Source organism: Varibaculum cambriense DSM 15806 (genome assembly GCF_000420065.1).
Lineage (GTDB): Bacteria > Actinomycetota > Actinomycetes > Actinomycetales > Actinomycetaceae > Varibaculum > Varibaculum cambriense.
This window is the reverse complement of the sequence record NZ_ATUF01000002.1, coordinates 971,079-994,364: the sequence shown is the minus strand read 5'-3', so window position 1 is coordinate 994,364 and position 23,286 is coordinate 971,079. Positions and strand designations below refer to the sequence as shown.

The window sequence follows — 23,286 nt, the reverse complement described above, 5'->3', positions numbered from 1 at the left end:
CTATCTTCCCATTACATCCGCTCGGGAGCTACCACTCCGCAAAGATCTAAACCATTTTCGAGCACTTGCCGCACGGCCTCATTTAGGTGCCGGCGCGCCACGTGCGCGGCGGTTATTTCTTCGCCGGAGCGGGGAATTACGCGGCACTGGTTGTACCAGGTGTGATAGCCAGCCGCCAGTTTCTCCAGGTAACGCGGGATCCGATGGGGTTCGCGTTCTTCCGCGGCCAGTTTGAGTTCTGCCGGGTATTGCGCCAAAACCCCGAGCAGATCCTTATCTGCCTGGCTAGACAGTGCGGAGGCCTCATATTCGCCATCGGCTTTCACTCCGGCTTCATCGGCATTCCGCCCCACTGAACAGGTGCGGGCATGAGCATATTGCACATAGTAAACCGGGTTTTCATTGGTGTGGGAGCGCAATAAATTCAGGTCAATATCGACAGTGGAATCCATCGAGACCCGCACCAGCGAATAGCGGGCAGCATCTACTCCTACCGCCTCTACCAGGTCATCTAGGGTAATCACGGTACCGGCGCGTTTAGACATTTTTACTTCCACGCCGTTTTCTTTCAGATTCACCATCTGCCCGATAATGATCTCTAGGCTCTCCCCCGGCTTGCCCCCAAAAGCAGCACACATGGCATACATGCGGTCGATGTATCCGTGGTGGTCAGCGCCTAGAATCAGGATTTCGTGGGTGGCTCCCCGGCGTTGTTTATCCCGATAATAGGCAATATCGGCTGCAAAATAGGCGGGGTCGCCATCCGATTTCAAGATCACCCGGTCTTTATCGTCCCCATATTTTGTGGACTTCAGCCAGGTCGCACCGTCTTTCTCGTAGATAACACCGCGGGAACGCAGCTCTTCGATCGCGTCAGTGACTGCCCCGGAAGTGTGCAGCTCGTCCTCGTGGAAGAAAACATCAAAATCGGCGCGGAAATCATGTAAACAATCTTTGATCTCGCCAAACATCAAGGTGGTACCGGCTTCCCGGAAGTATTCTTCCACCTGGGTTTCCGGCAGCTCTGCTAACTGCACACCCTCTTTAGCGGCGCGCTCTGCCACTTTATTCGCAATATCGAGGACGTACTGCCCGCCGTATCCATCTTCCGGCACCTCTTTGCCCTGCCAGCGCGCCAGAAGCGACTTGGCGAAGCGGGTGATTTGGGCGCCGTGGTCATTGAAATAGTATTCGCGGGTGACCTTTGCCCCACTGGCCGCCAGAATCCGGGAGAGGGTGTCGCCTACGGCCGCCCAGCGTCCTCCCCCTAAATGGATGGGACCGGTGGGGTTGGCTGACACATACTCCACATTGATGTTTTGCCCGCTCAAAAACTCGCTGTGACCGTAGTCTTTCCCGGTCTGCAAAATCGTGGAAACCAGCGCCCCAGCAGCGGCGGCTCCCAGCCAAATGTTCACGAATCCCGGCCCGGCCACCTCGGTTTTCGAGATGCCTGCTACCTGGTCAAGCTGGTCGGTAATCTTGGCGGCGAGGTCGCGCGGAGCCATACCCGCTTTCTTTGCCAGTTGCATAGCCACGTTAGTTGACCAATCGCCGTTATCGCGCGAACGAGGACGCTCAACTTTCACGGTTTCCGGGATAGCATCCGGATCTAAACCGATTTCGGCTGCCAGCTTGACAAGAATCTGGCGGATTAGGGCACTTAGTTCTTCTGGAGTCATGCTTTAAGCCTAGACTGCCAGGCGTATTTCTCGCCAAATCTGGCGAGCTAGCCCACACCGGCAGGCAGCTGGCACAATAGGAATATGAGTGAGCAGGTTTACCACAAGGTTGATAATCGACACCCAGAGGCTCTGGAGCTTGAAGAACTGGGGCTAAAGTGGCTGGCAGAGCCAATGGACAAAGGCGGAGTGCACGTAGCGAAAGTCGCGGCTTCCGGTCGCGGGTTCTTAGACACCGAACTAATCCCCTCTACCGCTATTACCAGCGAAGCGGCGCGGGCTTTCGGGGCGGCCCTGGCGATTACCCACGCGGGCGGAGCCGATTGGTACGGGCAACCCCCTCTGGGCTATTCCGGCCCCGGCTACATGGGTCGCTCCCGCCTAGAGTTAATTTATGAGGACGCCGGAGAAAATTGGGGGGAGTTTTTCGCTGATCACCGGATTATGCCGAATCTGCCTCCCGCCCTCGATAATGGTTCGATCGATTCGGCCGGAGCAGCAGTTTTAGAGCGTCTAGCCGAGCGTTTGCGGGATGGAATCTTCGACGTTCCCGAACCGGAGCTAGTAAAAACCAAGGCCGCTCGAATCCACGGTGACCTGTGGACCGGGAACGTAATGTGGGCGCCCTCGGGAGCGTTAAAGCGTTTCCCTGCTCTGGCAGGACGGGGCGATAGCCTGGAACATTCCCTTCCCAGAGTGGTGGGGGTGTTAATCGACCCGGCACCCTCCGGCGGACACGCAGAAACTGACTTGGCGGCGCTGGGAGTATTCGGGCAGCCCTACCTGGAGGAAATCTACCAAGGATACAACCAGGTCTCTCCTCTAGCTTCGGGGTGGCAAGAACGTATCGGTCTGCACCAAATCCACATGTTGGCGGTACACGCTAACCTGTTCGGAGGATCTTACGGTCCCCACACCGTGCAGCTAGCTAGCCAATATCTGTAAAACCGACAGTCGCCGCGGCGTGGCCCGCGGATTTTTGCTTACCGAAAAACGCGGGAGGGATTTCGGGCGCGATCTTGGCGAAGCTGGCAAACGAGTTAGGCTAGTTTCATGAATCACATCATTGCTTTACTTATGGGAGTACTGCTGCTGGCTGGTTCGGCCTGGATTCGCCGCGGCAGCGCGAGGGCGCGTTTTTGGATACCAAAACAAAAGAAAGATGTTTCTCGCTCCGGCATTTTGATTATGGATGAACGCTGGGTGTTGGTGTTCCTGCCGGCACTGGGATTATTTTTCTTGTCCATCGGAGCCACCCTGCCTGCGAATGCCGCCCCTCGTCCCTGGAACTATCTGCTGCTGACCATCTCTTTAATTGGCGCAGTTATCGGCCTGGTTGGGATTATTTGGGGATTAACCAACCTGTACTATCCGGAGGGGCTGCGGCCAGCTTGGCTGCGTGCCTACTATCGCCAGCTAGGATTTGCACCTTCCCGAGGTACTCGCCTGGCACCCGCCTGGTACCGCGAGCAGTTGCAAGATGATAATTTCGAGGATCCCCGCGGAAACAAAAGTGATCAAAACCAGATGACAGCGGGCGAGGAAAAACCGAAGAAATCTCGCCCCAGCCAGCAGAATCGCAAGAAGCGGCGTCCGCGTTAATACCACTGACTGCGGCCGGTAGTTAGCTGATGGAAGCTAAATCAAAACCAGATTGGCATCCAGAAAACACCCAGAAAACATCCAGAGTGGGAACAGTTGACAGTGTCAATATGGGGACACAGCAGATAAGAGGAGATCGAGATTCATGACCAACAGCAATGATTCGACCCGACCCCAAGACGGTAATAACCCCCTTGACGACTGGGATATGGATGATTGGCAAAGCGCCGGCTGGCCCGGAGTAATCCCGGAGCCTAGCGGAGCCTCGCCCTCGCAAACCGAAAACTTTCCCTCCCCCGACTTTCGCTCCGAACCGGCGGGAGACGGCACTAGCTTCCCCTACCCCCCCTCACCCCAGGGAACATTTTTGCCCCCGGAACAGCCCGCTTGGGAACCTTCCCCCATGCCGGCTAAGCGCAAAGAAAAAACAAAACGGGGCCCCGGCTGGCTGGCCACTATCGCCATTGCGGTAGCAGCTGCCCTGTGCGTATGGCTATTGCCTTCCGAATGGGGGTCACGTACTACCTCTCTGGGGAAATCACCGGTGAAAGTAGCGACTGAGGCTCCAGTTACCCAAGCCAGCGCCAAAAACACCAACTGGGAGGCAGTAGCTAAAGCAGTCCAGCCCTCGGTAGTCGCCATCCAGGTGGATTCCGGAAATTCCGGGGAAACCGGATCTGGAGTGATCTTCGACGAAGCCGGACACGTGATTACTAACTATCACGTAGTTGCCTCCGCGATCACTGGTCGGGCAAAAGTCCAGATTGAGTTATTTAACGGGAAAATCTACGAGGCAAAGGTTCTAGGTTCCGATGCTTCCACTGACCTGGCAGTTCTTGAATTTGTGAAACCGCCTAAAGGTTTGCAAATGGCAGCTTTGGGAAGTTCTACCGGTTTGCGGGTTGCCCAACCGGTGGCGGCTATTGGTTCACCGCTGGGACTAGAAAACACGGTTACTACCGGTATTATTTCTGCCCTAGATCGTCCCGTGGTAGTCACCCAATCGGCTGAGGGATCGGGCGTGCAGATTCCCGGACTGAATGACCGCTCCGGTGCTGGCCAGCAGGTAGTCACCAACGCTATCCAGGTCGATGCCGCAATCAACCCGGGTAACTCTGGCGGCCCGCTCTTCGATGCCTCAGGAAAGGTAATTGGGATTACTTCTTCCATCGCTTCCTTGGGATCTTCAAATGGCGGCCAGGCGGGGTCGATTGGAATCGGTTTCGCGATTCCGGTGAATCTGGTGCGTAACGTAGCTGACCAGATCATCACTTCTGGGAAAGTCACTCACGCGATGCTGGGAGTCACCATTGACACCGCGGTTGCCCAGATTGGGGGCGAGTCGCGGATGGGGGCGCGAGTGTCCTCGGTAGTTGCCGGCTCGGGCGCTGCTCGGGCAGGCCTGAAAAAAGGCGATCTAATTACCAAAATTGATGATTACCAGGTGGGATCCGGGGTGGCGCTGACTGGCTATGTCCGCTGGTACAACCCGGGAGACAAAGTAAAACTAACGGCGCTCCGCCAAGATGGCTTCCACGAGATTGAGGCCGAGCTCGGTGCGCAAACTACCGATAGGAAGTATCAACGGTAGATGACTGATATAAGTTGAGCCCGCTGGATTCCAGCGGGCTCAACTTATATAGAGGGAACTCTAGGAGAAGATCGCGCGGAAGAATCCGCCGAACCAAGAGAATACTCGCACGAAGAACACTCGAACTTTAACCACGAAGCTATCGGAGTTATCGGCCTGCTCATCCGGCTGCGTAGTCGGCTCCGGGACTACAGTAGGCGGAGTATCCGGGGTCGGCGCCTCGGTAAAAGTAGGCTCCGGGGTGGAGAGAGTAGACTCTACGCTCGGCTGCGGATCCGCGGTTGACTCGGGAGAAGTAGTGGGATCCTCGCTAGGCTGAGGTGCCTCGCTAGTGGGATCCGGAGTCGGGTGCGCGGTTTCGCTGGGAACCTCCGGCTGAGCCGGTTCGCTCGTAGGTTTGGTAGTAGGCTCTGGCTCTTGGCTGGGCTCAGGAGCCGCGGCAGTAGGATCTTCGCTAGGCTGGGCGGTTTCACTCGGCTGCGGATCCCAGGTTGGCTCGGGAGCAGTGGTGGGATCCTCGCTAGGCTGAGGTGCCTCGCTAGTGGGATCCGGGGTGGGCTCCGCCGGCTCAGACCCAGCCGGGTAACCTAAGTATTTTTCTAGCCCCTGCAAAGCCAAAGCTACATCGGCATCCCCAATCGGGTTTTTGAAGTCTTTAACCCCTGCCATACCAGCGGCCATTAAATCGCCCTTGCAAGTGTGGTCAAGTCCCAATAGGTGCCCGATTTCGTGAGCAACTGTAGAAACCTGGGTAAGCCAACCACTGCGATCTAGACGCAGATACAGGAGTCGCTGGGCAGCATAGGCGGTACCGATCGCTTTACCCTCGGAATAGGGCGTATCAATTACCCGCACCGGGCGGTTAGCCATCGAGTCCACAAACTTAAACTTGATTTTCCCGCCGCTGCGCTCGGTCCACATCTTGGTGGCAGCCTCAATCGCGGGACGGAACTTAGTGTTACCCAAATATAGCGACAAAGTATAAGAGTCGGCGCTGGTAGCCCCAATCAAAAAGGTATCTATATTGGTGATCGGTTGCCCTTTGGCTACCTGATTATGCATTACCCGGCATTCGCGTACCGTAGGGGTGCGCTCCGCTGCCTGCACATTCTGGCTCCCCGAGACTGCGAACAGTCCCCCCAGTGCCAGACCCACCATCGTTGCGGTGGCTACCAAAATGTTCTTTTTTCGACTCATACTCATACTGAAATCCTACCAATCGGTAAGATTAAAGCAAGGTGATAATCCCATTTTTGTTGAGAACTTGCTCATATCTGACTGTCAGCCTGGTGCTCTCCTCTAAACCCCCAGCTAAAAGCGGCGGGGGCTTGCCTGGCTAGTTTAGCCAGGCAAGCCCCCGGAAGGAACTCAACTATTTAGATTAGAGATTCAGGCCAAAAGAATCTTCGAAATTAATGCCCGCCAAGAAGTCGTCATCGATATCGGGAATCTTAAAGTCATCGGCAGACCAACCCATCTTGGCCATCGCTTCCTCGGTAGGCTCCACACTGGCGTCGCGGAACATCGACAGACCGGTGCCTGCCGGAATCAACTTACCGATAATCACGTTCTCCTTCAGGCCTACCAACGGATCCTTCTTCGACGCCATCGCGGCATCAGTTAGTACCTTAGTAGTCTCCTGGAAGGAAGCGGCCGATAGCCACGAATCGGTAGCCAGCGAAGCCTTGGTGATCCCCATCAGTTCCGGACGAGCCGCAGCCGGCTCCCCGCCCTCGGAAACCACCTTGCGGTTAATCGCGCGGAAACGAATCGAATCCACCAAAGTACCCGGCAACAGTTCGGTGTCGCCCGACTTCAGCACGGTTACCCGCCGCAGCATCTGGCGCACAATCACTTCAATATGCTTGGAGTGAATATCCACGCCCTGCGAACGGTAAACTTCTTGTACCTCGGTTACCAGCTGCTTTTGGGTCGAGTTAACACCCAAAATCCGCAGTACCTTCTTCGGATCCAAGCGACCCTCAGTTAGCTGCTCGCCTACCTCGACATGGTCACCGTCAGAGATAATCAGCTTCATCCGGCGCGGCGCGTCAATAATCAGATCATCTTGACCATCATCACGCACCACTACCAAATGGCGAGGCTCACCTGGTTCGTCAACTACCTTCACGCGTCCGGCAGCTTCGGTAATCAAGGCTTCACCCTTGGGGGTACGAGCCTCGAACAGCTCCTGTACACGCGGCAAACCCTGAGTAATATCCGCGGCACCCGCGGCACCACCGGTGTGGAAGGTACGCATCGTTAGCTGAGTACCCGGCTCCCCAATCGACTGGGCAGCGATAATCCCTACGGCCTCGCCAATATCCACCCGTTTACCGGTGGCCAGCGAGCGTCCGTAGCAAGAGGCACAGGTACCGGCTTCGGATTCACAGGTCAAAACAGAACGTACCGGAATCTCGGTGACTCCCGCCTCGATCAGCACATCAATTTCGGCGTCGCCCACATCGGTACCCTTGGCAAATACCAGGTTGCCGTCCTTATCGGTAACGTCCTTAGACAAGGTACGACCATAGGCGGTGGTCTCTACGATATCCAGCTTGTAGACCTCGCCATCTTCACCGGCCTTACCAATGGGCAGTACCAGACCGCGGCGAGTGCCACAATCCTGTTCGCGCACAATAACGTCCTGAGACACATCCACTAGGCGGCGGGTCAAGTAACCCGAGTCGGCCGTGCGCAACGCGGTATCAGCCAAACCTTTACGCGCGCCGTGGGTAGCGATGAAGTATTCGAGCACCGACAACCCCGAGCGGTAGTTCGATTTAATCGGCTGCTCAATCAGCTTCTGCTTCGGGTCAGCCACCAGACCACGCATACCGGAAATCTGCCGGATCTGATCCCAGTTACCACGAGCACCAGAAGAAACCATCCGGTTCACCTGGTTACGAGTCGGGAAGTTCTCCCGCATCGCCTGGGCGACTTTAGCTGTACATTCGGTCCACAAATCTACCAGTTCGTTGTAACGATCCTGGGCAGTAATCAAACCGAGATCGGCATCCTCTTGCACCTGGGTGGCTTTTTCATCATATTCAGCCAGAATCTTCGCCTTGGCTGGCGGTTCCACTACGTCAGCGAAGCCGATAGTGGTACCCGACCAGGTTGCCCAGTGGAAACCGGTCTCTTTCAAAGCATCCAAAGAGGCAGCCACATTGCCTTTGTCGTAACGCTCGGCCAAAGTATTGACAATCCGGGACAGTCCCTTCTTGTCGACCTGCTCATTTACGAACGGGTAGGAAACCGGCAGCGCTTCATTGAAGAAGCAACGCCCAATCGAGGTTTCGAACTCGACCGGATCGCCCTCTTCAAAGCCCTCCGGAGCCTGCCAACCCTTCGGCGGCACCGTGCCCGGCTCAAACCGAATCAACGCAGTGGCGTTAATATCCAAGCGATTCTGGTCGAAGGCCATAATGGCTTCACCCAAAGAAGAGAACTTGGGGGTAACCGGGTTTCCGTCCTCGTCGGTCGGAACCGGTAACGCCGGATCGGGATCCGAAGTCAAGTGGTAAATACCAATCACCATATCCTGGGAAGGCATAGTAACCGGACGGCCATCAGCGGGCTTCAAAATGTTGTTTGAAGACAGCATCAAAATCCGCGCCTCCGCCTGAGCTTCCGCGCCCAGCGGCAGGTGCACTGCCATCTGGTCACCATCGAAGTCCGCGTTGAACGCCCCACAAGCTAGCGGGTGCAACTGGATAGCTTTACCTTCAATCAAGATCGGCTCGAAAGCCTGAATACCTAGGCGGTGCAAAGTAGGTGCGCGGTTAAGCAGCACCGGATGCTCGGTGATGACCTCATCAAGCACGTCCCACACCTGGGGGCGCTGGCGTTCCACCATCCGCTTGGCCGCCTTCACGTTCTGGGCTTCCTGCCGCTCCACCAGTCGTTTCATTACGAACGGCTTGAACAGTTCCAAAGCCATCTGCTTGGGCAGACCGCACTGGTGCAGCCGCAGCTGCGGGCCGACCACGATCACCGAACGACCAGAATAGTCAACCCGCTTACCCAGCAGGTTCTGACGGAAACGCCCTTGCTTGCCCTTGAGCATATCGGACAGGGACTTGAGCGCCCGGTTACCCGGACCAGTCACCGGACGTCCGCGGCGACCATTATCGAATAGGGCGTCCACAGATTCCTGCAGCATCCGCTTTTCGTTATTCACGATGATCTGAGGAGCTCCCAAATCTAGCAGTCGCTTTAAGCGGTTATTGCGGTTAATCACCCGCCGGTACAGATCGTTCAGATCTGAAGTCGCAAAGCGACCGCCGTCCAACTGCACCATCGGACGCAGATCCGGCGGAATCACCGGGATACGATCTAGCACCATCGAATCCGGTTTATTCCCGGTCTGCAAGAAGGCAGAAACCACTTTCAGGCGTTTCAGGGCACGGGTCTTGCGCTGACCAGTGCCGGTCTCCACTTCCTCTTTCAGCTTTTCAGCCTCGGCCTTTAGGTCAAAGTCCTGCAACCGCTTCTGCACCGCTTGCGCGCCCTTATCGCCCTTAAAGTAAATGCCGTAACGCATCTCCAAGTCGCGGTAGAGCCGCTCATCGCCCTCTAAGTCTCCTACCTGTAGTTCTTTGAAGCGGGTAAAGACCTCGTCGCGGCGAGTCAGCTCACGATCCAGCTTGCGCCGCATCTGAGTAACCTCTTTATCAGCGGCTTTGCGGATCTTTTCCTTCTCCGCGTTCTTGGCATCCTTGGCCTCTAAGGCCGCCAAATCCTTCTCCAGCTTTTCCTGGCGAGCCATAATCTGCGCCTCAAAACGTTCAGTTAAACGCTGTTTTTCCAGGCTGAGCTCGTTTTCTAGATTCGGGAGATCCTGGTGGCGAGCGTCCTCGTCAACCTCGGTAATCATATAGGCCGCGAAATAAATGACCTTCTCGAGGTCTTTCGGCGCGAGATCCAGCAGGTAACCCAAACGGGAAGGTACGCCCTTGAAATACCAAATATGGGTAACCGGGGCTGCTAGTTCAATATGCCCCATGCGTTCGCGGCGCACCTTGGAGCGAGTAACCTCTACCCCACAGCGTTCACAAACGATGCCCTTATAACGCACCCGCTTGTATTTGCCGCAGGCACATTCCCAATCCCGGGTAGGACCGAAAATGCGTTCACAGAACAGGCCATCCTTTTCCGGCTTCAGGGTGCGGTAGTTAATAGTTTCCGGCTTCTTGACTTCCCCGAATGACCATTCAGCCACGCGGTCGGCGGTCGCCATGCCGATATGTAGTTGATCGAATTTATTTGCATCCATAATCGACTCTTACCTTCTCTTCCCTGCTGCCTAGATTTCTTCCAAAGAAACATTGGGGTTTGGCCGCGAGCCAATATTGATCCCCAACTCTTCGCTGGCACGCTCAGCACCGTCATCGTCTTCAGCCAGGGACACCACATTGTCTTCGGCGTCTAAGGCCTCCACATTCAGGCAGAGGGAGCGCATTTCTTGTATGAGGACGCGGAAAGATTCCGGAATGCCAGGTTGCGGGATATCCTCGCCCTTAACAATCGCCTCATAGACCTTCACACGGCCGGTAATATCATCCGATTTCACGGTGAGCAGTTCCTGTAGCGAATAGGCCGCACCGTAGGCTTCCATCGCCCACACTTCCATCTCGCCGAAACGCTGGCCACCGAACTGGGCTTTACCACCCAGCGGCTGCTGCGTAATCATCGAGTAAGGTCCGGTGGAACGAGCGTGAATCTTGTCATCTACCAGGTGGTGTAGCTTCAGCATGTACTTGTAGCCCACCGAAATCGGGTAGGGGAACGGTTCCCCGCTGCGCCCATCAAAGAGCTGCGCTTTACCGTCGGCATTGATGAGGCGATCCCCGTCCTCGTTCGGGCGGGTGCAACCGAGTAGTCCGGTGAGCACGTCTTCTTCTACACCGTCGAATACCGGGGTGGCCACCTTTTGGCCAGCGGGAGCTTGCAGGCCTTCCTTGGGGAGTTTCTCAATCCACTTGGCGCCTTCTTCTGCCAGCAGGGAAGTATCCCAACCCTGGTGAGCAATCCAGCCCAAATGGAACTCCAGCACCTGCCCGATGTTCATACGGCCAGGCACACCCATGGGGTTCAAAATAATGTCAACCGGAGTGCCGTCCTCTAAGAAGGGCATATCTTCGATCGGCAGAATCTTGGAAACCACACCCTTGTTACCGTGACGACCAGCCATTTTATCACCAATGGTGATCTTACGGCGCTGCGCCACATAGACGCGCACCATATGCTTCACGCCGGGGGGTAGTTCGTCGTCTTCATCGTTAAACTCGCGAACCCCGATTACAATCCCGGTTTCACCGTGAGGCACGCGCAGCGAAGTGTCCCGCACCTCGCGGGCTTTCTCTCCGAAGATGGCGCGTAGCAGGCGCTCTTCACTGGTCAGTTCGGTTTCACCCTTGGGGGTTACTTTTCCGACCAAAATATCGCCCGCCTGTACCTCGGCGCCGATGCGGATGATACCGCGTTCGTCAAGGTCAGATAGAGCGTCCTCGGAGATATTCGGAATATCGCGAGTGATTTCTTCTAGCCCCAGCTTGGTTTCGCGGGCATCGATTTCATGTTCTTCAATATGGATCGAAGTGAGCACGTCATCTTGGACTACCCGACGGGAAAGAATGATCGCGTCCTCGTAGTTGAGGCCTTCCCAAGACATATAGGCAACTAGCAAGTTCTTACCCAAGGCCAGTTCGCCATGATCGGTTGCCGGGCCGTCAGCGATCAGATCCCCGACTTCTACCCGGTCACCGGCTGCCACCCGTACATGCTGGTTGTAGCAGTTACCCGGGTTGGAGCGATGGAACTTGTCCAGGTTATAGGTGAAGTAGGAGCCGTCATCGCACATGAGCTGGACGTGCGCCGCATCGGCTTCTACTACTACCCCGGCATGATCGCTAACGATGGCTTCGCCCGCATCCATAGCGGTGCGCCGTTCCATACCGGTACCCACTAGCGGAGCCTCGGTGGTCAGCAAGGGAACCGCTTGGCGCTGCATGTTGGCACCCATGAGGGCGCGGTTGGCGTCGTCGTGTTCTAGGAACGGAATCAAGGCGGCAGCAACCGAAGTCATTTGCCGTGCCGAAACGTCCATAAAGTTTACTTCTTCGCGCCGCATTTCCTGCGGGTCTTCCCCGGCAATCCGGCACAGGACTAGTTCTTCGGCGAAAGAACCGTCATCATTTAGCGGAGCCGAAGCCTGGGCGATATTGTAGCCGGCTTCTTCATCAGCGCTTAGGTAGTGAACCTCGTTGGTGACTTTTCCGTCTTTAACCACGCGATAGGGGGTTTCAATAAACCCGAAGGAGTTCAACCGCGCATAGGTTGCCAGAGAGCCGATCAGACCAATGTTGGGGCCTTCCGGAGATTCGATCGGACACATCCGGCCGTAGTGGGACGGGTGCACGTCACGAACTTCCATGCCGGCGCGATCACGAGAAAGACCGCCCGGACCGAGCGCCGAAAGACGCCGCTTGTGGGTTAGCCCCGAAAGCGGGTTGTTCTGATCCATGAACTGGGACAGCTGCGAAGTACCAAAGAATTCTTTGATGGCAGCCACTACCGGACGGATGTTAATCAGTGACTGCGGCGTGATAGCCTCGGCGTCCTGGGTGGTCATGCGTTCGCGTACCACCCGTTCCATCCGGGAAAGCCCGGTGCGAATCTGGGCTTGGATTAGTTCGCCAACGGCGCGAATCCGGCGGTTACCAAAGTGGTCGATATCGTCAGTTTCTACCCGCAGGTCAACGATTTCGCCGTCCTCGTTGGTGGTCGGCACCGTCTGGTCGCCTTTTTGTAGCGCCAATAGGTATTTGAAACCAGCGATAATATCGTCCAGCGTCAAAGTGGAGGCGTGGATATCACTGTTCAGCCCCAGTTTCCGGTTGACCTTATAGCGGCCAACTTTGGCCAGGTCATAGCGCTTGGGGTTGAAGTAGAAGCCCTCGATCAGGTTACGTCCGGCTTCCGCGCTGGCCGGCTCGCCGGGGCGGATTTTCCGGTAAATGTCTGCCCGGGCATCATCGGTGGACTGGATGTTGTCCGAATCCTTTTCCAAGGTCGACAGCATAATCGGGTAGTCCTGGAACTCTTCGCGGATTTCTTCCGCAGTCATGCCCAGGGCGCGCAGGAAGATGGTGCCGGACTGCTTACGACGCCGGTCAATGCGGATGCCTACGTTTTCTCGTTTGTCGATCTCGAGTTCTAGCCAAGCTCCCCGGGAAGGAATGAACTTGCAGCCGTAAATATCCTTGTCGGAGGTTTTATCGGCTACTTTTTCAAAGTAGACACCGGGAGAGCGCACCAGCTGAGAGACTACGACCCGCTCGGTACCGTTAATAATGAAGGTTGCCCGCGGCGTCATCAGCGGGAAATCCCCCATGAACACGGTCTGCGATTTAATTTCGCCAGTGTTTTCATTCATGTATTCCGCGGTTACGAAGATGGGAGCCGCATAGGTGTAATCCTTGGCTTTGCATTCTTCAATGGAATACTTGGGGGGCTCAAACTTGGGATCGGAAAACGATAGCGACATGGAGCCCGCGAAGTCTTGGATCGGGGAAATTTCTTCGAAAACTTCCTCTAACCCCGACAGCACCGGATCGGTGCGATTGGTCGCTTTCGCTTTTTCTTCTGCGCTCTCGCGCCACTGAGGGGTGCCTAAGAGCCATTCAAAAGATTTCCTTTGAATGTCCAGCAGATTCGGAGGGGCCATAACTTCCTGTAGTTTTGCAAACGACAGGCGAGAAGGCTTATTGGCAGATGCGGTTTCAGCAGCCAAAAGGATTCCTTTCGGACGACGTAACTTCGCGCGTATTCTAGGTTTCCGGCCCCTTCCAGGCGCTGGTTGCTCTTCCGATCGCCTTGCGCATTTTAGAGGCGAATCAACAGACCAGACCACATCGGGCTACGGCAAACGCAAGTATTAATGCTAGTTTGAAAGCGCATATTATGCCACATGTCAGGCGAGGACGTGCGCATTTTCACAGCTTTCTTTCCGTTTTTTGGGCTGCTCTGGGGAAAATACAATTTTTGAGGTTCCGCGTGGGGTCTCTGGCAGCGCACTCATCCTTTTTTTTGGGGGGGGTGGTCTACAGGGTAAACATTGCTTCCTGCTCGTGGGCAAATAGCTTCGCCAGTTCCCCGGCCTGCGCGAGCAAATGCTCCGGATCTCCCTGCTCCGCCAGCTTGCCCCCAGCAAGCACTAGCACCTGGTCGGCTTCCTCTACCTGCTGCAAGGTATGGGTGATTTCAATAATGGTGGCCTGCGGACGCTTCTCCCGCACCCGATGGCGTATCCGCGCTGCTAGCGCGGGCTCCAAATGCGCGGTGAATTCATCTAATACTAAGACCGGGGAATCGTGAAGTAACGCCCTCGCTAAAGAGAGTCTTTGCCGCTGTCCCCCTGATAGCGCCCCGCCATATCTGCCCACGCGAGTATTTAAACCTGCAGGTAAAGCTGCAACTACCTGGTCGAGTTCTACGGTTTTCAATACCTGCCAGAGCTGTTCCTCACTGGCGTCGGGTTTACCTAGCCGCAAATTATCGGCAATCGAGGCCGAGAAAATATGAATCCGCTGGGTAACCAGAGGAATTGCGCGGCGAATAGCCTGCGGATCTAGCTGCGACAACGGGCAATCTCCCAGCAAGATCTGACCGCTATCAACATCCCAGTAGCGCAGCAGTAACCTCGCCAGGGTGGATTTTCCGCTCCCGGTGGCTCCACAGATAGCAGTCCAGGAACCGGCGGGAATAGTAAAGGAAATATCTTGCAGGGCTTCCCCGGAAGATATTCGCTGCCCGCTTTGGGGATAAGTAAAAGACACATCCTCGAAAATAATTGGGAAAGGCTGCGTAGGCAGGTTCTTACCGCCGCTGGGCACCTGAGGATCAGAGTTGGCCACCTGCCAAACCCGGCGGGCTGCAGCGAAAGTATTGTCCAGGTGAGTAGAGAAATCTTCGACCCCACAGCACACTTCCCAAGAACGCATTACCGCAAAGATCGCGGCCAGAGCGGCCGGGATCGCGGCTAAATCGGATGGCGAAGGCATTCCCACCCAGATCACCGCTAGCGCTGCTAGGTACATCCCACTTTGGCTCAAAGCCCGGCGCAAAGCCTGTAGCGAGGTCAAAGGGCGCGCGCAAGCTCCCACAATCGACATATAGCGCTCAAGTTGGGTAGTGCGCGCCCGCTGCAAACCGTAGCCGGTCACCTCGCTAATCCCGTTTACCGAGTCGGTCACCGACTGGGCGACTTGGCCTTGGGCTTTCCCAACTGCATCCGCAGCCCGGTTACCTTCCCCGCCCCCTAGCAACATCAAGCACAACAAAGTCACCAGGTAAATTAGGAACAGCAATACGCCGCTGACAGGAGAGACCAAAAAACCGGTAAGGATCGAAACCGCAAGCGGGATAATCAAGGCACTAGCGGCAGGAACCAAAGTGTGCGCAAAGAATACTTCGATGCGATCAATATCGGCGGTGATCCGCGTCAGCAAATCCCCGCTTTTTGCCCCCACCATGCAGGCCGGGGATTGGGGCAATAAGCGGGTAAACATTTCTTGCCGCAAAATTTCCAGGGCTTTAAAGGCTACATAGTGTCCGGCGAACTGTTCTAGGTAACGGAAAAATGCTTTCAGGAAAGCTAACGCTGCCATCACCCCTACGCTCACCCACAGATAGGAGGAACTCAAGGCATCGCCACCAGTCATTTTAACGACTGCGTCGCTGATGCGGTAAACCCCGAAAGCAATGAGGGCGATTCCGAAAACTTGATCTAACAGGCGGGCTACCCCGGAGATATAAAGCGGTTTCAGCACGGGACGAGCCAGGCGCAATAGCCAGCCAATCAACTGGCGAGTTCCCACCGCTGGCTGGTCTGCTTCCCTATCGTTTTTTATAGAAGGCCGCTGGTTTTCGGCCTCCTCTTTAGCCGGGCGCAGATATTTTATAAGCTCGGGTAGTTTCTTCACCGCTTCACCTCCTTTAAAGCGCCATCTTGGAGGTAAAGCACCCGGTCAGCAAATTCTAAGGCACTGGCGCGGTGCGTGAGCAGCACGATAGTTTTTTCTTTCGCTATCTCCGCGAGCGCCTTCGTAATTGCTGCCTCAGACTCTAAATCGATCTGCGAAGTTGGCTCATCTAGCAGCAGCAACTGGCGCTGGGACAATAGCGCTCGCGCTAAAGATAGCCGCTGGGCTTGTCCTCCTGATAAGGCATAACCGTCCTCCCCTACCGGGGTATCTAGTCCTTGCGCGAAAGCGCGAACTTCTGCAGCGAGGCGCACTTTTTCCAGGCACTCCCATAAGCGGTCTTCACTGGCGCGGGGAGCTACCATCATCAGATTGGAGCGGATAGTGCCGGTGAAAATCCAGGTGTGCTGCTGTACTAGTGCCGACTGGTCTGAAAACCAGGCACTACTATTAGCTTCCAGGGCGCGTCCTTGCAGATAATAGGCACCTTGGCTGGGCAAGAGATTACCTTTAAGCACTTCAATCAGGGTGGATTTACCGGCTCCTGAGGCACCGGCAATCGCCACCCATTCCCTATTTTTTATCTCTAAATCTAGGTTCTGCAGCACAGGATCTCCGCCGGGATAAGCAAAACTTAGCCCCTGCAGCGAGAGGAAGGAATCAGAGGGATGTGGCACAACCTGCGTTTTATCAGAGCTGGCGTCCAGATCCTGGCCAGGGGAAGAGGTTTTGCCAGTCAAAAAGGCGCGCACCAGACGCTGATTAGCCATCCCTGCCATCCCCACATAGAAGAAGGATCCAATTTTATTCATCGGCTCTAAAAGCAGCAGGGTTAACCCCAACATGGAAACTACCGGAGCGATTACCGTAATATCGCTTCCCCACGAACCGTTGATCACTTTCCACAGAGTGAGCGCAAACCCGGTAGTAAGTAGTAACAGATTAAATCCCAGGTCAATTACCAGCAAGATTAGTTGATTGGCAGCCAGCAGGCGCATAGTGGAAAGCCGATTCTCTTCCCCTACCTGGGCTAGTTGCTGCCCCTTTAAGTCAGCGGCTCCTAGCAGCGTCAAGGTCTCTAAACCTGAGAGGGCATCCAGATAGGAGGCCGCGAGCTGATTACGTTGCCGCCGGGATCCGCTCGAGACCTTCCGGGTGATTTTCGAAAACCCAAAAATAATTGCGGGCACTAGCGGCATAAAACCTAGCAGCACCAAGGCACACCAGGGATCAACCAACAACGCCATTAGCGTTAAAACCAGTAGTGGACTCAGCATCGCCCCGATCATTGACCCCAGGAAAGCCTGGCGGTAACGCTGAATTTTCTCCGTACCGGAAGTCATCATGTCTATTAGGGATCCGGCGCTCCGGGAAGCCAATACCCCCGGTCCCTGCCGGAAATAATTTCGCAGCAATCGCGACTGGAGAGCCAGCTGTTCTTTATAAATTGAGTGCTGCTCGATGCTGATCCGGGTTGCTTCGCATCCCCCCAGTACCACCGCCAAAAAGATTAACCCACCCAAAGCTCCCGAAAGGCTCATCCCGGAAAATGCGTGCGACAGGGTGTAACCGAGCAGAATCAAGAAACCGGCTGCCAACGCCACTGAACTCAAGGTGAGGATCACACTGGCGATAATCGCGACTGTCCCCGCCGGACGGGAAAGTGACAATTTTTTCGCCATATAGTCCTCTAGCTCAGTGGTTTTCTTGGCTTCACTTTACTAGTTTTATCGTCTAAAACGTACCCGCCAACGGTGCCTACCCGCTAAGGGAGGTAAAGTAACAACCATGAATCAAACCCAGGTGAGCCCCAACAGCGGTCAAGATGCGAAACAGCCCGATATGGCAACGAATCCTGAAAAAGTGGACCCGCTGGCAGACCTTACCCCCTATCAGCGCTACGTGCGGCGCCGGCAACAACGCGAAACCATGGTTTTCACTGTTATCGGTTCGGTGATGACCGGACTGCTGGTGCTGTCTATCTTGATTGGGTTCGGGATTTTACCCTTCCCCTTCTTCAATGACTTTAAACAGGCCCCCCAATACGCCCAGGCGGGAGACGTTCCCTGCCCGACCTCGGAAAAAGCGGTTCCCTTAGACAAAATGGAAATCCATGTGGTCAATGGCACCGATGTTTCCGGTCTAGCTGGCAAAGTAGCCAAGGGACTTAAAGACCGGGGAGTTCCGGTTAAAGATACTGGAAATATCAGTTCCGGTTCCTATGAGGGTAATATCCGGATCGTTACCGGCCCCACCGGGGTTAACGTCGCCTACACTTTGGCGCGCGCCTTTGAGGATGCGGAAGTTATCCTAGATCCTCGTCCGACTTCTGATGTGACCGTTACGATTGGTTCTCGCTACTCCGATATGGTTAGCCCCGAAAAATTCCAGGAAGAGGTACATAACGATCTCGAGAAGATGGAAGGCTGCAAACTAGTGCAGATCGCCTAGGCGTTAGGCCTGCCGGTTCGGCTAATCCTGTGCTGCCTTCGGATTTATGAGGACGCGACTCGCTTCTCATAGGAGCGAGACTCTAGATCCGTGCCTGCCGGTACCGAGGCCGGGGAGGCCTGCTCGAGGAAGGTACCGCGAGCCTTCGAAATCCCCCGCATTACGTGGTAGACCACGATCGCGGCGGCCGAACCCAAGGCAATGCCATTGAAGGTCAGGGAGCCGATCTGCCAGGTGTAGTCGGCGATGGCAATAATCATGGCGACCGCGGCGGTATTTAGATTCACCGGATCGGCGAAATCAACTTTGTTTTGTACCCAGATGCGCACGCCTAGCATCCCGATCATGCCGTAGAGAACGGTAGCCGCGCCTCCGAGCACCCCGGGAGGAATGGTGGCGATGGCTGCCCCAAACTTGGGGAACATGGAGAGGGCCAGCGCCACGAAAGCAGCCACAATATAGGCGGCAGTGGAGTAGACGCGGGTGGCGGCCATTACCCCGATGTTTTCCGCATAGGTGGTGGTAGCGCTACCGCCGCCGCAACCGGCAAATACGGTAGAAACCCCGTCAGCAAAGAGGGCACGCCCAGTCAGGTGGTCGAGGTTTTCCCCAGTCATGGCGGATACCGATTTCACGTGACCGACATTTTCAGCAATCAAAACCAGCACAACCGGGATAAAGAGTCCCAAGGTAGAAGGTTCAAACGAAGGGCTATGAAATTCGGGCAGACCAATCCAAGCGGCCTCGCCGATGGCTTTGAAATCTACTTCGTGCTGGATTACCGCTGCTACGTAGCCCACGCCCACGCCAATCAAGATGGACAGGCGGCCGATAATTCCTTTGAAGAGGACGGTAATCAACACGATGGAAGTGACGGTAATGACTGCGGTGACCGCGCCCTCTTTAAACCAGTTCCAGGCGGCTGGTGCCAGGTTGAAGCCAATTAGAGCCACGATACATCCGGTTACGGTGGGCGGCATGATGCGGTCGATCCAAACGATGCCCGCAAAGTGCACGATTACCCCGATCAGCGCCAAAGTTACCCCGACGCTGATGACTCCGCCGAGCGCCGCTGACTGCCCGTACTGGGAAGATACCGCGGTAATCGGGGCAATCAACGCGAAAGATGACCCCAAATAGGAGGGCAGTTTACCCGCGGTTACCAGCGCGAAGAGCAAGGTTCCGATCGCGGTGAAGAACAGGGTGGTGTTAGGCGGAAAACCGGTTAGTAACGGCACCAGGAAGGTCGCTCCGAACATGGCGACTACGTGCTGAGTGCCAATACCGATGGTGCGCGGCCACGACAGCCGTTCGCGGGGCATTACTACTTCCCCGGGGCCAATCGAGCGGCCATCACCGTGAAGTTTCCACAAACCTAGAAGCGGTTTCTTCGGGGATTGTTGGGGAGAGGTTGGTTGGGGATTCTGATCGTTATTAGACATTTCGTCCCTATCAGCTAGGAGACTCTGCCCAAAGGGCGCGGGTCTATTTGAGTTTTACGGTCAGAACTTAAGTTTATTCCTCTAGCCCCCGTTAATAAAAGTTGAGGTGATTTACGCCCTTCCAGAGTCGATAACTGGCAGGCCTTAAACTAGGGGTATGACGAAGAAGCTGGTTTACCGCGAGGAAGTTGACGACCCGATTGCTTTGCCAGATTTGACCGATCCGGAACAAACCTCCCGGTTCTTGCGCTCCCTGCCAGATGTTTCCGACAAATGCCCTTCGGCTCAAGCTCAGCTTATTGAGGCGATGGGGATCCGTTTTCACCACCTGGCTGGGGATTTAATGGTTTGCTCGATGCCAGTAGAGGGCAATCGGCAAACCTTGGGCGTACTGCATGGCGGGGCGAACGCGGTGTTGGGGGAAACTACCGGCTCGTTGGCGGCCAACTATGCTGCTCCGAAAGACAAGCATGCGGTAGGGTCTAATATTTTTGTCACCCACCATCGTCCGGCCATCGCGGGGCGGGTTTATTGCGTAGCGACTTTAGCGCAAACCGGGCGCACCCTGGCGACTTATTTCTTAAAGATTTTTTCCGAGGACGGGAAGCTTACTGCCTCTGGCACTCACACCTGCGCCTTCGTAGATGACTAACGGTGCGCAAGGGGGGACTTGAACCCCCATGCCCGGTAAAGGGCACACGGACCTGAACCGTGCGCGTCTACCAATTCCGCCACTTGCGCTTGGGTTTAACGCCCGGAAGCGTTAACCAACGAATAGAAATCTACCCCGAAACCAAAGGCGGGAGCAAGCCCACAGGCAAAAGGCGTTACGTTTCACAACGTCAAAAACCACAGATTCCCTCTGTCAAAGAAAAATTTGCCCAGCGGGATTCGCCCCTAGCGCGCAACAAGTTAGCGCAAATTCGTCCTCTTAACCCTGGGGATAATACCTATTACCAAGTTTTCGATTAACCTTGACCTTAGGTATGTCTACTGCCCGCTGTTTGCACCGGCACCATCCGGCGGTTTAAAACAGCGAGCCGGGGCACCTACCGCAAATTCAAGGATTTACTGGAGAGGACGAAAATATGGGAGTGGTTGACCGCTTCGAAAGAGCCGTTTCCCAGGGGGTGAACGCTCCTTTTTCTAAGATGTTCGCCAGTTCAATTAAAGCCGTAGACGTAAAGTCAGCGATCCGCGAAAGCATGGACAACTCCCGCGCCACTTTGAGCGACGGCCGAGTGGTAGTGCCCAATGAATACCAGGTGTTGCTCAACCAAAAAGACTTCCAATCGGTGATGGATGCTAACTCGCAGGTACTTTCCCAAGAGCTCGCCCAGGATGCTACCGCCTATGCCACCGAGCAAAGCTACGTATTTGTAGGTCCGGTACAGGTAGTATTTTCTGCCGGTGACCATCCACTCGGGGAACTAAAAATTGAGAACTCGATTCGGCGCGGCCCGGCCGCACCGGTAACTACTGCCGGTGCCAGCCCCTCCCATCCGATCATTGATATTGAGGGACAACAATGGCTACTGACCGAGCCGGTCACGGTGATCGGTCGCGGATCCGAAGCCGATATTGTGGTCCACGATCCGGGAGTATCCCGGCGTCACTTGGAACTGCGGATCACTCCCCAAGGGGTAATCGCCACCGATCTGGGCTCGACTAACGGTTCCTATGTGGAAGGCCATCGCATCAGCGCCGCCACTCTCTTAGACGGTAACGAACTAACGATCGGCCGCACCCACCTGCTATTTTGGACTTCAAGCGCGGATGAATAATAGGCGGTAATCGTGGCGGTTGGACTTTTATACACTATTCTTCGATTCGGTTTCGTAGCCCTATTATGGCTGCTAGTAATCGGATTAGTACTAGTGCTACGCCGCGATATTTCCTTAGCGGCCACCGCCTCCACTAAAACCTCGACTGGCCGCTCCCGCAAAGCTAACCGGCAACCGAAGCAGTCTAAACCTCGCAAAAGCAAACGCGGGGGACGCCCCCGTTACTTGGCTTTCACGGGGGGTGCTTTGGCAGGAAATCGGTTAAAACTAGATGGTCACCCGATCCTCTTAGGACGCTCGGGTGACTGCACAGTTCCCCTCCGCGATTCTTATGCCTCCAATAGGCATGCCCGCATTTACCACAATGACGGACAGTGGTTTATCGAGGACTTAAACTCAACGAACGGAACGTTCGTTGGCAACAACCGTCTCACCACTGCTCAGCTTTTAGAGCCGGGAATGGTAGTACGGATTGGACAAACAACAATGGAGCTAACTAGATGAGCATCGGATTCAACTATGCCGCCCTCTCTGATATCGGCAAGATCCGCCAATCTAACCAAGATTCCGGTTACGCCGGGCCTAACCTGCTGGTATTAGCAGATGGAATGGGCGGGCCTGCCGGGGGAGATATCGCTTCCTCGATAGCGATTGATCATTTACGTTCCCTGGACAATGAAGCTGACAATCCCGAGGAAGCTCTAGAAAGCCTTCGGGAAGCAATATCTCAGGCGCACCAGGAACTGTGCGAACGCTCCACCCAAGATCCGGCATTAACCGGTCTGGGCACCACTTGTATAGCTATTCGCCGCAGCAAAGACGCTTTAACTATGACCCATATTGGGGATTCGCGCGCCTACCGTTTACGCGGCGGCGAATTGCGGCAAATGACTAATGATCATTCATTTGTGCAATACCTGGTAGACACGGGGCAGCTCACTCCCGAGCAGGCAGAAACTCATCCCCAACGTTCAGTGCTGCTGCGGGTGCTGGGGGATTCTCAAGAGGACGTTACCCTCGACGAATCCCACCCCGAATTCACAGTAGGTGACCGCTGGTTGCTGTGCTCTGATGGGCTATGTGGCTTTGTATCCGGTCAAACCATCGGCAAAATGCTCTATCGCAGTGAAACTCCGCAACAGGCCTGCGAATCGTTAGTGGAGCTAGCGTTAAAAGCCGGTGGCCCCGACAACATCACCTGTGTGGTTGCCGATATTGTGGAGGATCCGCGAGAAACAGAACCTCAGGTAGTGGGGGCCGCAGCTACTGACCGGCTTGCCCAGCTGCGCAGCCAACAGAAAGAGGACTCCCGCGACGCAGCGACTAAAGCTGATCGGGACGCGAGTGAGATCGCCAGCGAAGATAAGTCAAACCCCGAGGACGAGAACGAAGATTCATCTTTTTCTCAGGCGCGGGCGGCAATACCGACGGAATCCCTAGTTGAGGAAGACCCTGCCCCCAAAAACCGCTGGGGAAGGATCATCGGAGTGATTGTGGGACTGCTAATCCTAATAGCTCTATTTGCCGGCGCCCTGTGGTACGGGATCTCAGAGCGACCTGACCCCACCCCGTCAGTGCCTTCAACTTCGGTTTCTGAAGCCCAATCCCCTGCCGCCACCCCGGAGAAAACCAAGCAAGAAGTGTCCCCGTCCACACCGGCTGAAACTTCTTCATCTACTTCAGCTAACAACTCCTAGCTAACCAGTAACCCATCTAAACACATCCAATATCAAAACGAGAGAACAG

Annotated in this window: 14 protein-coding genes, 1 tRNA gene and 1 pseudogene; 8 read left to right on the top strand and 8 right to left on the bottom strand. The window is 55.3% G+C overall.

What is annotated here, in order from left to right; genetic code table 11:
• Positions 1-11: 11 nt before the first annotated feature.
• Positions 12-1,682 carry an arginine--tRNA ligase gene (argS, locus tag F605_RS0104425; RefSeq protein ID WP_022864696.1) on the bottom strand — a complete coding sequence of 557 codons (1,671 nt, stop codon included), beginning with the start codon at positions 1,680-1,682 and terminating at the stop codon, positions 12-14.
• A gap of 81 nt (positions 1,683-1,763) precedes the next feature.
• Between argS and F605_RS0104420 the strand changes: the two are divergent.
• The 3 genes and pseudogenes from F605_RS0104420 to F605_RS09905 all read left to right on the top strand — a co-directional run.
• Positions 1,764-2,627, top strand: a pseudogene (locus F605_RS0104420) (fructosamine kinase family protein); the annotation flags it as partial.
• Positions 2,628-2,735: 108 nt separating this feature from the next.
• Positions 2,736-3,284, top strand: coding sequence for a hypothetical protein (locus F605_RS0104415; RefSeq protein WP_022864694.1), 549 nt, complete (start codon positions 2,736-2,738; stop codon positions 3,282-3,284).
• Between the two features lie 145 nt (positions 3,285-3,429).
• Entirely contained in the window at positions 3,430-4,875 is a 1,446-nt protein-coding gene (locus F605_RS09905) for a S1C family serine protease (protein WP_051132089.1), read from the top strand.
• 60 nt (positions 4,876-4,935) lie between these two features.
• On the opposite strand, the gene F605_RS0104405 is transcribed toward F605_RS09905, so the two are convergent.
• The 5 genes from F605_RS0104405 to F605_RS09895 form a co-directional block, all read right to left on the bottom strand.
• The gene (locus tag F605_RS0104405) at positions 4,936-6,078 is read right to left on the bottom strand and encodes a reprolysin-like metallopeptidase (RefSeq protein ID WP_022864693.1); all 1,143 of its coding nucleotides are present in this window, start codon (positions 6,076-6,078) and stop codon (positions 4,936-4,938) included.
• Between the two features lie 178 nt (positions 6,079-6,256).
• Positions 6,257-10,156, bottom strand: coding sequence for a DNA-directed RNA polymerase subunit beta' (locus F605_RS0104400; RefSeq protein ID WP_027723590.1), 3,900 nt, complete (start codon positions 10,154-10,156; stop codon positions 6,257-6,259).
• 27 nt (positions 10,157-10,183) lie between these two features.
• On the bottom strand, positions 10,184-13,672 hold the full coding sequence (gene rpoB / locus F605_RS0104395; protein WP_022864691.1) for a DNA-directed RNA polymerase subunit beta: 3,489 nt from the start codon (positions 13,670-13,672) through the stop codon (positions 10,184-10,186).
• A gap of 310 nt (positions 13,673-13,982) precedes the next feature.
• Entirely contained in the window at positions 13,983-15,863 is a 1,881-nt protein-coding gene (gene cydC / locus F605_RS09900) for a thiol reductant ABC exporter subunit CydC (protein ID WP_022864690.1), read from the bottom strand.
• Positions 15,860-17,545, bottom strand: a complete 1,686-nt coding sequence (locus F605_RS09895; RefSeq protein WP_022864689.1) for an ABC transporter ATP-binding protein/permease — start codon at positions 17,543-17,545, stop codon at positions 15,860-15,862. The genes cydC and F605_RS09895 overlap by 4 nt, the downstream gene beginning before the upstream one ends.
• 106 nt (positions 17,546-17,651) lie before the next feature.
• Between F605_RS09895 and F605_RS0104380 the strand changes: the two genes are divergently transcribed.
• Positions 17,652-18,314, top strand: coding sequence for a LytR C-terminal domain-containing protein (locus F605_RS0104380; protein WP_022864688.1), 663 nt, complete (start codon positions 17,652-17,654; stop codon positions 18,312-18,314).
• Positions 18,315-18,358: 44 nt separating this feature from the next.
• On the opposite strand, the gene F605_RS0104375 is transcribed toward F605_RS0104380, so the two are convergent.
• On the bottom strand, positions 18,359-19,756 hold the full coding sequence (locus tag F605_RS0104375) for a uracil-xanthine permease family protein (protein WP_022864687.1): 1,398 nt from the start codon (positions 19,754-19,756) through the stop codon (positions 18,359-18,361).
• A gap of 157 nt (positions 19,757-19,913) precedes the next feature.
• Here F605_RS0104375 and F605_RS09890 point away from each other — a divergent pair, with 157 nt between their 5' ends.
• On the top strand, positions 19,914-20,408 hold the full coding sequence (locus tag F605_RS09890) for a PaaI family thioesterase (protein WP_022864686.1): 495 nt from the start codon (positions 19,914-19,916) through the stop codon (positions 20,406-20,408).
• Positions 20,409-20,411: 3 nt separating this feature from the next.
• Here F605_RS09890 and F605_RS0104365 read toward each other — a convergent pair.
• A tRNA-Leu gene (locus F605_RS0104365) sits at positions 20,412-20,497 on the bottom strand.
• 347 nt (positions 20,498-20,844) lie between these two features.
• Here F605_RS0104365 and F605_RS0104355 point away from each other — a divergent pair.
• From F605_RS0104355 to F605_RS09885, 3 genes are read left to right on the top strand one after another with little or no spacing between them, the layout of a single operon-like run.
• Positions 20,845-21,540 (top strand): FhaA domain-containing protein, encoded by a 696-nt coding sequence (locus tag F605_RS0104355; protein WP_022864685.1) that lies wholly within the window; start codon positions 20,845-20,847, stop codon positions 21,538-21,540.
• 12 nt (positions 21,541-21,552) lie between these two features.
• Positions 21,553-22,044 carry an FHA domain-containing protein FhaB/FipA gene (locus tag F605_RS0104350; RefSeq protein ID WP_022864684.1) on the top strand — a complete coding sequence of 164 codons (492 nt, stop codon included), beginning with the start codon at positions 21,553-21,555 and terminating at the stop codon, positions 22,042-22,044.
• Positions 22,041-23,237, top strand: a complete 1,197-nt coding sequence (locus tag F605_RS09885; protein ID WP_022864683.1) for a protein phosphatase 2C domain-containing protein — start codon at positions 22,041-22,043, stop codon at positions 23,235-23,237. Before F605_RS0104350 ends, F605_RS09885 begins: the two co-directional genes overlap by 4 nt.
• Positions 23,238-23,286 lie beyond the last annotated feature (49 nt).